This is a genomic window from Polaromonas sp. UBA4122 (assembly GCA_002381615.1).
In the GTDB taxonomy this organism is placed as follows: Bacteria; Pseudomonadota; Gammaproteobacteria; order Burkholderiales; family Burkholderiaceae_C; genus Polaromonas.
Genome location: DFWY01000019.1, coordinates 1 through 15,000, shown reverse-complemented (window position 1 = coordinate 15,000; position 15,000 = coordinate 1). Strand labels below are relative to the sequence as shown.

The window sequence follows — 15,000 nt, the reverse complement described above, 5'->3', positions numbered from 1 at the left end:
GCTTTGAATATTGCTACTAATTACATAGCTGCTCATGCCTGTCATTATTTGGCATGCAGTCTATCAAGCCAGCATAAAAACCGTCATTTTTCGGCTTTCCTGACGCCCTGATTGGCGCACACGCTCACCCCGTCACCCTCCAGCACCTTGAATACGGCAACAGGAGCGGCGTTCGCACCGCGCCTTGTGCAGCTATGTGTCATGACAGACGCGTTCTTTTCCCGCTCCGACATGGCGCTGCGTCCTACGGCGTCTTTCAGACAGTTACAACTTTTACGCGCCTAATGAATGCAAGGCTCAAGGCCTGAACAGACCTCAAAAGTACGACCCTCGTACGTACCAGCACCCGGTCTGTTCATCCCTGCCAGCATCGTTTCGTGCCTTAACCGGCGCGGTTAGAAGCGATAAATTATTCATGTCATAGGAGTCACCTGGTGTTTAAAAATAAAGTATTGCCGTTTGCGATCCTGGCGCTTAGTCAAAGCGTGTTTGCCCAGCAGCCTCCCAGTGCCGGCAGCCAGCTTCAGCAGATTCCCCCGTTGCCCATTCCGCAAAAAGCTGCGCCAAAAATCGGCATCGAGCCCAGCAGTGAGCCAGCTACTGCAGCGTCCGACGCGGTGAAAATAACCGTCAACAGTTTGAGAGTGACGGGCGCGCGCGTCTACCCGGAGGCCGACCTGATCGCGCTCACGGGCTTCAAGCCCGGCAGCGAGCAGACCCTTGCCGACCTGCGCGGCATGGCTTTGAAAATTACCGAGCGTTATCGCAATGATGGTTATTTCGTGGCGCAGGCTTACCTGCCCGCGCAGGACATCAAGGACGGTGCTGTCACCATCGCCGTGCTCGAAGGCCAGTACGGTAAGGTTGCCGTGCGCAACCAGAGCAACTTGTCCGATGGGCTGGTGTATAGCCAGCTTGAGGGTATCAACAGCGGCGACCCGGTCACCTCCGCTCCGCTCGAGAGCCGTCTTCTGCTGCTTTCCGACCTTCCCGGCGTGAACGTCAAATCGACCCTGGTACCAGGTGCCTCCGTGGGGGCATCCGACCTGATCGTTGACGTTACACCGGGGCCGCGCGTCTCGGGTGAAGTCGATGCCGACAACGCTGGGAACTATTACACTGGCGAATACCGCTTGGGAGCGACGGTTAACCTCAACAATCTGGCGGGCCACGGCGACGTCGCCTCGCTGCGCGCAATGACTTCGGGCTCCGGGCTGAACTATGCCCGCGCCTCGTACCAGATGCAATTCGGTAAAGCGACGGCCGGGGTCGCCTACAGCTATCTGAAATACAAACTGGGTCATGAATTCGAACCTCTGGATGCCAACGGCACGGCAAAGATTGCGAGCATCTATGGCAGTTATCCCCTGATCCGGTCGCGCAATAGCAATCTCTACGCCGGTCTTGCCTTTGATGCCAAGACGTTTCAAGACAGGATAGACGCGACTTCGCCTCCGTCCGTCACCGACAAGAAGGCGCAGGTGTTGATGCCCAGCCTGTACGGCAACCACCGTGACAATTTTGGCGGCAGTGGACTGACCAGTTATTCGCTCACCTGGTTTGCTGGCAACCTCGACATACAAACTCCTGAAGCGCGGGATCGCGATGCGGCCACGGCGCAAAGCAACGGCCATTACAACAAGCTCGGATACAGCGTCAGCCGCCTCCAGAGCGTGACCGACTCGATCTCGCTTTACGCAGCTATCAACGGGCAAGTCGCCTCGAAGAACCTGGACATTTCGGAGAAGATGGAACTCGGCGGCATGTACGCCGTGCGAGCCTATCCGGAAGGAGAAGCCTATGCGGACCAGGGCTATGTACTGACTCTGGAAGCCAGAATGCAACTGCCGAAGTTTTCCGAACGACAGCTTGGGCAGGTGCAGTTGGTCGGCTTTGTCGATACCGGCAGTGTGACTATCAACAAGAACCCTTGGCCGGGGGCCGGGCCGAACCGCAGAACCCTGAGCGGTGCCGGCGTTGGACTCAACTGGTCGGACGCCAACAATTTTATGGTGAGGGCGTATTACGCCTTCAAGCTAGGCGATGAAGCGGCCACGTCAGCCCCGGACGCGTCGGGCCGATTCTGGATACAAGCCGTTAAATATTTCTGAAATGGAGTGACCCCATGAACTGTACCTACCGATCAATCTGGAACGACACGACCGGCACCTTTGTCGCCGTTTCCGAAAACGCCAAAAGCGCGGGCAAAAAAACCTCGTCCTGCACAAGTGCCAAGCATGCGAGTGCACGTTTTACCCTGCAAGCCCTGGCAGTTTCCGTGATGCTGTCATTTGGCGCGAATGTCTTTGCCCTACCCGCAGGCGGCGTCGTAGCGGCAGGTGGCGCCAGCATCAGCAGCGGAGCGGGCAGCACGACCATCACCCAGTCGACGCAGAACGCGGCGATCAACTGGCAGAGCTTCAACATCGCACCGGGAGAAGCGGTCCGGTTCGTGCAGCCCAACAGCAACTCGGTAGCGCTCAACCGGGTGCTGGGTTCGGATCCTTCGAGCATCCTGGGCAGTCTGTCGGCCAACGGCAAAGTGTTTCTGGTGAATCCAAACGGCATCCTGTTTGGCCAAGGTGCATCGGTCAATGTCGGCGGGCTGGTTGCCTCCACCCTGAATATCACTGACAGTGATTTCATGGCAGGCAGCTACAAATTTTCTGGCGCGGGTAATGGCACGGTCCTCAATCAGGGAACGATCAACGCCGACGGCGGCTATGTGGCGCTGCTGGGTGCCAACGTCCGCAACGACGGCGTCATTGCGGCCCGACTCGGCACGGTGGCGCTCGCCGCTGGCAACGCCATCACGCTGGACGTCGCCGGTGACGGACTGCTCAATGTGACAGTGAACCAGGGCGCGGTGAACGCGCTGGTGCAAAACGGCGGCTTGATCCAAGCCGACGGCGGCCAGGTCTTGCTGACCGCGCGGTCGGCCAGTGGTCTGCTGCCAAGCGCCGTGAACAACACCGGTGTGATCCGGGCGCAGACGCTGGTCACCGGCAAAGACGGCAGCATCAAGCTGATGGGCGACATGCAAAGCGGCACCGTGAACGTGGGCGGCACGCTTGATGCGTCGGCGCCCACTGGCGGCAACGGCGGCTTCATCGAAACCTCGGCGGCGCACGTCAAAGTCGCCGACAACACCATCGTTACCACTCAATCCGCACAAGGCAAGTCAGGCACCTGGCTGATCGACCCGGTGGATTACACCATCGCTGCGACGGGTGGTGATATCACTGGCGCCCAACTCAGCGCCAACCTTGCCACCAGCAACGTCACCATCCTCAGCAGCTCCGGCGCGGTCGGCGTCAACGGCAACATCAACGTCGCCGATGTCGTCACCTGGTCAGCCAACAAGCTCACCCTCAACGCCCAGAACAACATCAACATCAGCAGCGCCATGATGGGCTCGGGCACAGCCAGCCTGTCGCTACTGTACGGCCAGGGTGCCGTGGCCGCAGGTAATACGAGTACCTACAACGTGCTGGCACCGGTGAATCTTCCCGCCGGCCCTAATTTCAGCACCCAGCTGGGTTCGAATGGCGTGCCTGTCAACTACACCGTGATCACCAGCCTGGGCGCGGCAACCAGCATCACCGGCACCGACCTGCAGGGCATGGCCGGCAACCTGGCTGGAAACTATGCCATGGGCGGCAACATCGATGCCAGCCCGACCATTCCCTGGAACGCGGGCGCGGGCTTCAACCCGGTTGGCAACACGATTGCGAACCCCTTCACCGGCAACTTCGACGGGCTGGGCCACACCATCAACGGGCTCACGATCGCGCGGCCTCTGACGAACAATGTGGGCTTGTTCGGTTACGTCGTCAGTCCCGTCGGCGCCATGCTCAGAAACGTTACGCTGGCAGGCGGCAGCGTGTCGGGCGGCCTGTACACCGGCACGTTGGCCGGACACATCAACGGCGACATCACCAACAGCCACAGCACTCAGGCGGTGACGGGTGCCGGCAGCTACGTCGGCGGACTCGTCGGATGGGACACGGGCAATATCAGCAACAGCTCCGCCACGGCCGCGGTGAACGGCGCCGATTACGTCGGCGGGCTGGTGGGCTGGATCACCGGCAACATCGACTGCTGTTACGCCACCGGGCCAGTGACCGGCACCGGCGGCTACACCGGCGGACTGGCGGGCTGGATCACCGGCAACATCACGAGGAGCTACGCCACCGGCACGGTGAACGCCGCCGCGCTCTATGTCGGCGGGCTGGCGGGATGGGTCACCGGCGCCACCAGCAACAGCTACGCCACCGGGTCGGTGACGACGGCAGGCGGCAACGTCGGCGGGCTCATTGGATGGAATGACGGGAACATCAGCAACAGCTTCTCTGCAGGCGCCGTGAGCGGCGCCGTTCCCGTCGGCGGGCTGGTGGGGTTCATGAACGGTGGCACCGCCAGCAACAGCTTCTGGGATACCACGACCTCCCTTCAAGGCCTCAGCGCCGGCGGCGCCGGCGTCAAGGGCATGCCCACCGCCGACATGAAACAGCAGCTCAATTTCACTTCTGCCACGCCGGCCAACGCGCCTTTGAGCCCGACCTGGGACTTCACCAGCATCTGGACCATGGTCACCAATGGAGTGACTTATCCCAGCCTGCAGGTTTGCCTGGTCCCGGCGACATGGACGGTGGTGCCGACACCGACTCCAACTCCGACACCGACTCCAACTCCGACACCGACTCCAACTCCGACTCCGACTCCGACTCCGACTCCGACTCCGACACCAACACCAACACCAACACCAACACCAACACCACCGCCCCCTGAGACGCTGCTGCTTGTAGTGCCCCCCTTCACACCGCCGGAGATCGTCCCGCCCGTGACGCCGGTCGCCTGGCCCACCGTAGTACTGGCTCAGACGCCGCCCAAGCTGCTGACCCTTGTACCAGCCGCAGTGCCAGTTGAAACGCCGGTTGTCGTGCCCGAGCAAACGCCGATTGTCGTGCCACCTGCCAAGACGCCGCCAATGATCTACGTGGTGCCCCCTGGTCCGCGCAAACAAGGCCGCAACTGAGAGCCGCAGGCCCTCTGCGCCGATGGATGAAACATACGCGCCGGGGCCACTTGCAGTCATGTGCCAAGGCAATCCTATGACAAGCAATAGAAAAAGGATCGGGCTGCGCGTTTCGGTGACGATGCGGTGCGCAAGGCGCTCAGGGAGCGTGCGCTTGATCGCGGCGATCCTGGCCAAAGGAATTTGCTTGGGCCTGCTGGCCGCCAGTTTTAGCGCGCACCCAGCGTTCGCGGCAAACGACGTTGCGCCATTGGCCAACCCGAGCCGCTCATTGTCCGCGCATCAAGGCGCAGCAGCCCCCGCCACGACCGCGTCGGAATATCGTGCCAAACGGGCGAACTTCGAGCGGGAGCGCGCGTCCCAGGACGCTCGGCACGTGGCAGACTGGGTCGTCGATTCGGGCGACAACCGCGGCTTGCCGTTCGTGATTGTCGACAAAACAGACGCCAAAGTGTTTGTATTCCATGCGGACGGTCGCCTCCGCGGCGCAGCCCCCGCGCTGCTCGGCCTGGCGGTGGGCGACGACTCCGTCCCCGGCATCGGCGATCGAAAGTTAGCAACCATTCGCCCCGAAGAGCGCACGACGCCGGCGGGCCGCTTTGTGGCCGCGCTGAACCCCGATCTCCACGGAGAGGAAGTGCTCTGGGTCGACTACAAAGCCGCGATTTCTCTGCATCCGGTGATCACGAGCAACGTTCAGGAGCGCCGTCTGCAGCGTCTGGACAGTCCGGCGCCGCTGGACCACCGTATTTCCTATGGATGCATCAATGTTCCGGCGGAATTCTTCAAGAGCGTAGTGCACCCGGCTTTTACCGGGACGAACGGTTTTACCGGGACGTACGGCATTGTCTACGTGCTGCCGGAAACCCGCTCGGCGCAAAAAGTCTTCGCGTCGTATGACGTCGACGAGCGCGAGCGGCTGCAGACTGCGAGCCCGCCTTTGTCCGCGCTGGTTGTATCTCAATCTGGCACCCATATTGCGAAGTGATGACGGACCTGACGCCCCGTCTCTCGAACGCGTAAGTTTCCGCTCATGGGCCGTCGCGCCCAGACGCGCGCCCTTCCGGACGCCAGAAAAATTCGGATACGTTCAATTTTTCAGGCTTCTCCAGCCGTTTTCACCGGATCGCAGACCGGATTTTTCAAATTCTGGTCCGGCAGAAGCGCCGCCCAAGGGGCTAAAAGTTTGTGATGGGTGCGGGAAAATATCAAAATTTTTCCACCAGGGCCATTCCCCAGCCAGCATGGCTACAATGACAGGACCCTTTAAGCAGCAAGATTCGTGCCTTATGAAACACCCTTTTTTCTCCCTGATCGTGATGGCCGCCCTGGCGGCGGGGACGGTGTTTCCGGTCGCGGCTGAAACAGCCGATCGCGACAAGCCCATGAACGCCGAGGCCGATGCCTTGCGCTACGACGACCTGAAGCAGACCAGCGTGTTCACCGGCAACGTGGTCATCACCAAGGGCACCACCATCGTCCGCGGTGAGCGGGTGGATGTGGTCCAGGATCCCGAGGGTTACCAGCAGGCCGTTGCCATTGCTGCGCCCGGCAAGCTGGCCTTTTACCGCAAAAAACGCGATGGGGTCGATGAGTATATTGAGGGCGAAGGTGAACGTATTGAATACGACAGCCGCGCCGATACCGTCAAATTCATCAAGCGCGCCGTGGTGCGCCGCTACAACGGCGCAACGCTGGTCGACGAAACCACGGGCGCGCTGATTGTTTACAACAACAACACCGATGTGTTCACCGTGGATGGTGGAGCGGAAAACCGCACGGCCGCCAACCCGACAGGGCGGGTTCGCGCCATGCTGTCACCGCGCGCCGCCGCGTCGGCACCGGGCGCCGCAGTATCACCAGCCGCTGGGCCCGCGCCCAGCCTGCGTCCCAGCACCACGCTGGGCAATGTCAAAAACTAGAAAGAACCTGCAACAGATGAATGCGGTGATCGACACTTTAACGGCCCGGTTCGGGGCCGCATCGTCCAGCTGCCTTGTCGCGCAGGGGTTGCAAAAATCCTACGGCAGCCGCAGGGTGGTTCAGGATGTCTCGCTATGCGTGCAAAAGGGCGAGGTGGTCGGCTTGCTGGGCCCCAATGGGGCGGGCAAAACCACGTCGTTTTACATGATCGTGGGCCTGGTGCGTGCCGACGCGGGCGAAATCTCCATCGAAGGCCAGCCCGTCGAGCACATGCCGATTCATCGGCGCGCCCGCTTGGGGCTGAGCTACCTGCCGCAGGAGGCGTCGATTTTCCGCAAGCTCACTGTTGAAGAAAACGTGCGCGCCGTGCTGGAGTTGCAGCTGGACAAAGCCGGCAAGCCGCTGGGTCGTGCCGAAATCCAATCGCGGCTGGATGCCCTGCTGAAGGATTTGCGGGTTGACCATCTGCGCGACTCGCCGGCGCCGGCGCTGTCGGGTGGCGAACGCCGCCGCGTCGAGATAGCCCGGGCCCTGGCCACCCAGCCGCGTTTCATCTTGCTCGACGAGCCCTTTGCCGGGATTGACCCGATTGCCGTGATCGAGATCCAGCGCATCATCGGCTACCTGAAATCGCGCGGCATTGGCGTGCTGATCACCGACCACAACGTGCGCGAAACGCTGGGCATTTGCGATCACGCCTACATCATCAGCGACGGCCATGTGCTGGCTGCCGGCGCGCCGTCCGAAATCGTGAACAACGCCGATGTGCGCCGCGTCTATCTCGGCGAAAACTTCAAGATGTGAATGTGGCGCCCACGCTTTTCACTTCGTGTACTGCGCTGCCTCCCGAGGGGGCTGAACTTGCTTGGGGCGGCCCGGCGCTGCGTTCGTTGGCCCCCACGCTTGTCGCCGCATACTCTGCGAGACGCCTTGCAGACGGCGGCGTCCGGATCGGGTTGCTGAGATGAAGCAAGGCCTTTCTCTTCGCGTCTCGCAGCATCTGGCACTCACGCCACAACTGCAGCAGTCGATTCGCCTGCTGCAGCTGTCCACGCTGGAGTTGAGCCAGGAAGTCGAGCAGATGCTCGATGACAACCCGTTTCTGGAAGTGGCCGAAGATGCCGCGGCGCGCGAAGAATTTGGCCTGGAGTACACCAACACGCCGGTCAGTCAGGACAACCGGGAGTTCGAGTCTGCTACAAATTCAATAGCTGATAATGCAGATATAACGGGCACTACAAGCCAAAATGACTCTGAAACCGGCCCTGAAATAAGCTCGGAGCCCAAGCTGGAGGAAAGTTGGGACGGCGACGGCACGGTCGAGTCCGCGCCTGACGACAGCGAATGGGGCGGCGACGCGCCAGCCCGCAAAAACAACCTGGACGACAGCGATGCCGAGGCTTCCGATCTGGCGGGCAGCCACGAATCGCTGCAGGACCATTTGCACCGGCAGTCGCTCGGCCTGCGCTTGTCGGACGAAGACCGCGCGGCCCTGCACTTCCTGATCGAATCGCTCAATGACGACGGCTACCTCGAAGACAGCCTGTCCTCGCTGGCAGCAGGCCTTGCAGGTGACGACCTGGAGCAAGTCGAAGAGCTGGAACAGCACTTCGCCATGGCCTTGAAGCTGCTGCACCACATGGAGCCTGCCGGCGTCGGCGCGCGCAACCTGGCCGAGTGCCTGGGCCTGCAGTTGCTCGATTGCAAGGACTGCGAAGAAACCCGCGCGGCCATGGCCATCTGCCAGCAGTCCATGGAACTGCTGGCCAAGCGGGATGTCAAGCGCCTGTCACACCTGTGCGGGTTTCCTGAAGACGTGATCAAGGGTGCCATTGGCGTGATTGGACGGCTGGACCCCAAGCCCGGTCGCCGCTTTGTGAATGTCGAACGTAACCTCATCGTGCCCGACGTCATCGTCGTGAAATCGGGCCGGGGATTCAAGGTGTCGCTCAACCGCGACGTCATGCCCCGCCTGCGCGTGCATGACCTGTATGCCAGCGTCCTCAAGCAGCATAACGGTAAAGGTGGAGGCCAGGGCGGTCAGGCGCTGCAGCAGCGGTTGCAGGAAGCGCGCTGGTTCATCAAGAACATCCAGCAGCGTTTTGACACGATATTGCGCGTCAGCAGCGCGATTGTGGAGCGGCAGAAGAATTTCTTCACGCATGGCGAACTGGCCATGCGCCCGCTGGTGCTGCGCGAGATTGCCGATGAGCTGGGCCTGCACGAGTCCACCATCTCGCGGGTGACAACGGCCAAGTACATGAGCACGCCTTTCGGCACCTTTGAGCTGAAATACTTTTTCGGTTCTGCTCTGGGAACCGAAACCGGCGGCAATGCCTCCAGCACGGCGGTACGCGCGCTCATCAAGCAGTTTGTCTCGTCCGAGAGCCCTAAAAAGCCGCTCAGCGACAACCAGATTTCCGAAATGCTCAAGGAGCAGGGCATTGAATGCGCCCGCCGCACCGTCGCCAAGTACCGCGAGGCCCTGCGCATAGCGCCCACCAGCCTGCGCAAATCACTTTAAGCGGCGACGCCCTTTTTACTCTTCACGTCACCGCCACGCAGGATTCAAGCCAGGCGTCACGCAAAAAAAATCTCAAAACTCACTTATGAATCAACTTCAATTATTTCTGCCTTGCGCCGCCGGTGTTGAGGCCCTGCTGGCCACCGAGGTCCAGCGCGTCACCGGTATTCAGGGCAAGGCCTGGCGCGCCGGTGTGCAGTTGCAAGGCTCGTGGCGCGACGCCCTGCAGCTCAACCTGCACAGCCGCCTGGCCCAGCGCGTGCTGATCGAGCTGCAGCACAGTCAATACCGCAGTGAGCAGGACTTGTACAACGCCGCCGCCAACGTGGCGTGGGAGATCTGGTTCACGCCCAAGCAGACCTTCAAGGTCGAGATCACGGCGCAGCACAGCCCGCTGACCAGCCTGAATTTTGCAGCGCTCAAGATCAAGGATGCGATTGCCGACCGCTTTCGGGCCAAGTTTGACGTGCGCCCCGATGTGGATACCCACTGGCCCGACGTGCGCGTGTATGCGCACCTGACCACCGACACCGTCACCCTTTACATCGACACCTCGGGCGAGCCGTTGTTCAAGCGCGGCTGGCGCGAAGACAAGGGTGACGCCCCTTTGAAGGAAACCCTGGCGGCCGCCATGATTGCCGCCAGCGGCTGGGACTTGGCCTGCAAGGAAGGCGTGCCGCTGTACGACCCGTGCTGCGGTTCCGGCACCATCGTGATCGAGGCCGCGCAAATTGCCTGCAACATGGCGCCCGGCATCAACCGCCGCTTTGCCTTCCAGAAATATCTGCCGTTCCAGGGCCATGTGTGGGACGGCTTGCTGGATCAGGCCGAGGCCGCCATCACCGAGCCCACCGCGCCCGTGTTTGGCAGCGATGTCTCGTTCCGGATGGTGGATTTTGCCGAGCGCAATGCCGAGCGCGCGGGTGTCGCCCACGCCGTGCAGTTGCGCGGCGGCGATGCACTGCAGCGCATGCCCCCCGCTCCCGCGGGCATCATGCTGGTCAACCCGCCGTATGGCGAGCGGATCGATGTCGCGGGCGTGGCCGGCATTTCTGGTGTTCAGGGCCGCAATCAAAGGGATGAGCGGCGCCAGGGCGTTGACGAGTTTGGCCAGCCGCTACCTCGTTACGAGGCTGCGGCCGACACCCCGCGCGACCGCTCCGCCAACCCGGGGCGCGAGCAGGCGCAGACGGCCAGCGGCGAAGAGGCTTCCGACTTCTTTCCACGGCTGGCGGCGCACTGGAAGAAAAATTACGCCGGCTGGACGGCATATATCCTGACGCCCGACCTGAAGCTGCCCGGCAAGATGCGCCTCAAGGAATCGCGCCGTGTGCCCATGTGGAACGGCCCGATTGAATGCCGCTTGTTCCGTTTTGACATGGTGGCCGGTTCTGCACGGGGAAAGCCCGGCGAGCGGCCGACGGATCAGGCGGCTGGACCCCATGACGATTAAAGCGCTTCAACCCATCGTTCTGGACACCAACATCGTTCTCGATGTGTTTGTCTTCAACGATGTGGCGGCGCGCCCGCTAAAGGGCGCGCTGGAAGCCGGCGAGCTCGACTGGATGGCCACGCAAGCCATGCGCGATGAATTGGTACGCGTGCTGGCTTACCCCAAAATCGTCCCGCGCCTGGCTTTTTACCAGCTGAGCGCGCTGGACGTGCTGGCGGCCTTTGACCAGCACGCCCGGCTGACAGCGGTAGCCGCCAAAGCCAGCGTGACCTGCAGCGACCCGGACGACCAGAAATTCATCGACCTGGCAGTCGCCCGGCAAGCTTTGTTGCTCAGCAAGGACCGGGCCGTGATTTCAATGGAAAAAAGGCTCCTTGCTCAAGGAGTACGGGCGCAAATAGCTATTTAATTGATAGCGTATTGCTTGGGTTGAGGCGTTGGACCTGGCCGCTTGGCCAGCCGACCGTCGTGATCGGGTAAAAACCAAACCTGGCTGCGGCGTAGCAGATACACTTTGCATCATAAGAGCCTCACGGGAGGCTCAAGACTGTATTCTTATGAAGACCCCATCTCCATCCTCTCCCCCATCTTCCAACGCGCCTGTTCCCCCAACGCCTGATACGCCCTTGTTGGAGATCGAGGACTTTGACGAACTCGAGGCCATCCTTGACGACCTACGCACCCGCCATGACGAAACGCCGCAGTGGGAGTTTTGTGAAGGCTTCATGGCTGCCGTGATTTGTTCGCGCCGCCCCATCGCCGCCAATGAATATCTGCCCGTGCTGCTGGGCACGCCCGCCGAGGGCGAGGAGCCTGACGCTGAAAGCGGCTCATTCGCCAGCGAAGCGCAGCGCGAGCGCTTCCTCGCGCTCTGGAACCAGCGCTGGAACGAGGTCGTCACGGCGCTTGATGCCGAGGTGAACTCGCTGGAAGACGAGCACTGCTACCACCCTGAAGTGATGGACATTCGCGGTGCCGTCGCCGACATGCCACCCGACGAGCAAGCCGCTTTCAAGGGTGAAGACCTGCCCGCGTTTGCGCAGGTGTGGGCGCTGGGGTTCATGTATGCCGTGGAAAGCTGGCCCGAGGAATGGGCAGCACCCCGCGACAAGGACGCAGCCAAATGGCTGGACGGCGCCCTGCAGGCCGTGGTGGCCATGACCGAAGATGACGAAGCTGAGCCTGAACTGTCTCCCCTCAGCGAAGACGGCACCCCCAGCACCAGCATCGCCCGGCTCAATGCCTTTGGCGAGGCGATCTGGGCGGTGTATGACCTGCGCGAACTGTGGACAACGATGGGGCCACGCGTAGAAGCCGTGCGCAAGGAGGCCACGCCCGGCCGCAATGACCTGTGCCTCTGCGGCAGCGGCAAAAAATACAAGAAGTGCCACGGCGCGACGTGAGCGCATGCCACGCATGAAATCAAAGCGCTTCTATACCCGGGCTGACCTCGCCCGCATCGCAACAGATGCCATGACCGAACGGGGGCTGGAGCCTGAATTTTCAGCAGACGTCCAGCAGCAACTTGCGCAGATCACCGGCCCCGGTATCGAGGCTGGCGCAGACATACACGATCTCACGGCGCTGCTTTGGTGCTCGATTGACAACGACGACTCGCGCGATCTCGATCAACTCACGGCCTGCGAGCTGCTGCCCCGTGGCGCGGTCAAGATCCTGGTGGCCATTGCCGACGTTGATGTCCTCGTCAAGAAAGGCACAGCCATTGACGAGCATGCGCGAACCAACACGACATCGGTCTACACCGCGGCACGTCTGTTTCCGATGCTGCCCGAACAACTGTCGACCGATCTGACCTCGCTCAACCCGGACCAGGACCGGCTCGCCCTGGTGACCGAGATGATTGTCAATTCCGATGGCACGCTGGCCGGCTCGTCGGTGTACCGGGCCAGGGTACGCAACAAGGCCAAGCTTGCTTATGACGCTTTGTCGGACTGGATTGAGGGCCAGGCCGAACTGCCGGCTGCGGCCAGAGTAGTTCGTGGCATGGACGCGCAGTTGCGCACGCAGGACGCTGTCGCACAGACCTTGCGCACCCGACGGCATGCCCTGGGCGCGCTCGAATTCGAGACCTTCCAGCCCCAGGCGATTTTTGAAGGCGACAGGGTGGTGGACATTCGCCAGCAAGTGCAAAACCGGGCGCGCCAGCTGATCGAGGAATTGATGATCCTCACCAATGAGTGCACGGCCCGCTTTCTGGCGGCCAGGGGTGGTGCCTCGCTGCGGCGTGTCGTGCGCTCTCCCGAGCGCTGGCTGCGGATCGTCGAGGTGGCCACGAGCCTGGGCGAATCGCTGCCGACGGAGCCGGACTCGAAGGCGCTGGAGATTTTTCTGGCGAAACGGCGCAAGGCCGATCCATTGCGCTTCCCGGATCTCTCTCTGGTGATTGTGAAGCTGATGGGCTCCGGTGAGTATGTGGTCGAGCTGCCCGGTGGCGAGCCGGTGGGCCACTTCGGCCTGGCGGTGCGCGACTACACCCACTCCACAGCGCCGAATCGCCGCTTCCCCGACCTGATCACCTCGCGCATGCTCAAGGCGGTGCTGACGGCGGCGCCAGCGCCCTATACGAATGCCGAGCTGGGCAAACTGGCGGCGCACTGCACCACGCAGGAAGACGCCGCGCAAAAAGTCGAACGCAAGGTGCGTAAATCAGAAGCGGCATTGCTCCTCGATTCGCACATCGGCCAGCGCTTTGATGCGATCGTCACCGGCATCTCATCGGGCAACACCTGGGTTCGCATTTTCACGCCCCCGGCAGAGGGCAAGCTGGTGCATGGCGTTCCTGGGCTCAAAGTGGGTCAACAGCTTCGAGTCAAGCTCATCTCCACGGACGTGGAACGCGGGTTTATCGACTTCGTGCTGGCCGATTGACGCGGGTGCAAGCCAGCTTTCTGCAAGTGAGGCACGACACTGCGCCTATCGCCACAGAATAGGCATCACCTTGATTTTTCAAGCGCAGTCCAATAAAGCGCAATTGAACTTAGCACTTCCCCGGTAGTTCTGTTGCTTTGTCAGTTGACGGGCTTGAATACAGCTTGAATTGGCCGGATTCGACCAACAGCAGACGGCCAACCGTGAGCCAACCTATGCCTGCAAAAGACGGAGATGCTGTGTGAAAACGTCTTCGGCAATGTCGATTGCAAACGCGTAGCAAAAATCGACCTCGTAGAACGACCCACAAGCTACGATCGTATGGTCGGGAATGGTTTTGGCACACCCAATTTTTTGACCCTGATGCCTGTTTTTGAGTTTTCACACAGGCTCGACAGCGGACATTCAGAGTTGGCTGTCAATGGCAGCATCGAACCGGAAGCCCTAACTCGGTAGAGAATCGTGACTGGCAACACCTCCAAGCGAGGAAATACGTTTCTCTGGTGCAAGGCCCAATGACGCCTTTGGAGATTTTTAGCGAGGCGGCGATGCGCTCGTGGGATAGTTTGGACTCGAGTTTGAGACGCAGGACATCTTTGATCTTACGCATAGTGATTCTTCGGGTATCGGGCATGTCGGCTCCAGTAAAAAGCTGGGAAGACTACCCGTATCGGTTGAGGAGGAAATATGCGCAGCACCATACGCTGCAGTTTGATTCCGACAGATCGTGACCGCCAAGTCAGTTTTTCTCAGGCCGAGTACGAGAAGAAGAAAAAGCGTACGCGGCGCGAAGTCTTTCTGGAGAAGATGGAACAAGTGGTGGCCTCACACACAAAATTCCTGACAGGCTCCAAAACTTGGCGTAGCGTGAACAAAAAATACGCGCTACGCCACAGGGTGGTCAAAGCTGATTTGATCCGCGTTTCGTTAAGGCAATTCAGCGCTTCTCTCGCACTAATCGCCACATCTCGGTCACCACATTTCTAGCCAAGCGAGATGCTTGAAAGTTGCGCATCGGTCAACTCACGCGCCTGACCGTACGATGGTCTTGTTGGGCGCTGTTGTCGAGCTATGTGGCATGACGAACCACGATCAGGAGTTCCCGGCTGGCATCAATCTCATCGATCGCCGCTTGGTTGGCACCATTCTTACTATTGATGTTTCCGTAAAACA

Annotated in this window: 13 protein-coding genes; 12 read left to right on the top strand and 1 reads right to left on the bottom strand. The window is 60.9% G+C overall.

Annotated elements, in window-relative coordinates:
- Positions 1-434: 434 nt before the first annotated feature.
- The 3 genes from B3F77_RS02555 (at position 435) to B3F77_RS02545 (ending at position 6,026) form a co-directional block, all read left to right on the top strand.
- Positions 435-2,111, top strand: a complete 1,677-nt coding sequence (locus B3F77_RS02555; RefSeq protein WP_293603436.1) for a ShlB/FhaC/HecB family hemolysin secretion/activation protein — start codon at positions 435-437, stop codon at positions 2,109-2,111.
- A gap of 14 nt (positions 2,112-2,125) precedes the next feature.
- The gene (locus B3F77_RS02550; protein WP_293603435.1) at positions 2,126-5,038 is read left to right on the top strand and encodes a filamentous hemagglutinin N-terminal domain-containing protein; all 2,913 of its coding nucleotides are present in this window, start codon (positions 2,126-2,128) and stop codon (positions 5,036-5,038) included.
- A 154-nt stretch (positions 5,039-5,192) separates the two neighbouring features.
- Positions 5,193-6,026, top strand: coding sequence for a hypothetical protein (locus B3F77_RS02545; RefSeq protein WP_293603434.1), 834 nt, complete (start codon positions 5,193-5,195; stop codon positions 6,024-6,026).
- 102 nt (positions 6,027-6,128) lie between these two features.
- On the opposite strand, the gene B3F77_RS02540 is transcribed toward B3F77_RS02545, so the two are convergent.
- Complete coding sequence (locus B3F77_RS02540) at positions 6,129-6,284, bottom strand: hypothetical protein (RefSeq protein WP_293603433.1); 156 nt, start codon at positions 6,282-6,284, stop codon at positions 6,129-6,131.
- A 43-nt stretch (positions 6,285-6,327) separates the two neighbouring features.
- Here B3F77_RS02540 and lptA point away from each other — a divergent pair, with 43 nt between their 5' ends.
- The 9 genes from lptA to B3F77_RS02495 all read left to right on the top strand — a co-directional run bounded on the left by lptA (position 6,328) and on the right by B3F77_RS02495 (position 14,814).
- Positions 6,328-6,960, top strand: a complete 633-nt coding sequence (gene lptA / locus B3F77_RS02535; RefSeq protein ID WP_293603432.1) for a lipopolysaccharide transport periplasmic protein LptA — start codon at positions 6,328-6,330, stop codon at positions 6,958-6,960.
- Positions 6,961-6,976: 16 nt separating this feature from the next.
- A complete protein-coding gene (gene lptB, locus B3F77_RS02530) occupies positions 6,977-7,765 on the top strand; it encodes an LPS export ABC transporter ATP-binding protein (protein WP_293603480.1) in 789 nt (262 codons plus the stop codon).
- Positions 7,766-7,925: 160 nt separating this feature from the next.
- Positions 7,926-9,485 (top strand): RNA polymerase factor sigma-54, encoded by a 1,560-nt coding sequence (locus tag B3F77_RS02525; protein ID WP_293603431.1) that lies wholly within the window; start codon positions 7,926-7,928, stop codon positions 9,483-9,485.
- A gap of 85 nt (positions 9,486-9,570) precedes the next feature.
- Positions 9,571-10,938: a THUMP domain-containing class I SAM-dependent RNA methyltransferase gene (locus tag B3F77_RS02520; protein WP_293603430.1), complete on the top strand. Its 1,368-nt coding sequence runs from the start codon at positions 9,571-9,573 to the stop codon at positions 10,936-10,938.
- Entirely contained in the window at positions 10,928-11,347 is a 420-nt protein-coding gene (locus tag B3F77_RS02515; protein WP_293603429.1) for a putative toxin-antitoxin system toxin component, PIN family, read from the top strand. Before B3F77_RS02520 ends, B3F77_RS02515 begins: the two co-directional genes overlap by 11 nt.
- 148 nt (positions 11,348-11,495) lie before the next feature.
- Positions 11,496-12,341: a UPF0149 family protein gene (locus tag B3F77_RS02510; RefSeq protein ID WP_293603428.1), complete on the top strand. Its 846-nt coding sequence runs from the start codon at positions 11,496-11,498 to the stop codon at positions 12,339-12,341.
- Between the two features lie 13 nt (positions 12,342-12,354).
- Positions 12,355-13,827, top strand: a complete 1,473-nt coding sequence (locus tag B3F77_RS02505; protein ID WP_293603427.1) for an RNB domain-containing ribonuclease — start codon at positions 12,355-12,357, stop codon at positions 13,825-13,827.
- Positions 13,828-14,061: 234 nt separating this feature from the next.
- A complete protein-coding gene (locus tag B3F77_RS02500; protein WP_293603482.1) occupies positions 14,062-14,283 on the top strand; it encodes a hypothetical protein in 222 nt (73 codons plus the stop codon).
- A gap of 231 nt (positions 14,284-14,514) precedes the next feature.
- Entirely contained in the window at positions 14,515-14,814 is a 300-nt protein-coding gene (locus B3F77_RS02495; protein WP_293603481.1) for a hypothetical protein, read from the top strand.
- Positions 14,815-15,000: the final 186 nt, after the last annotated feature.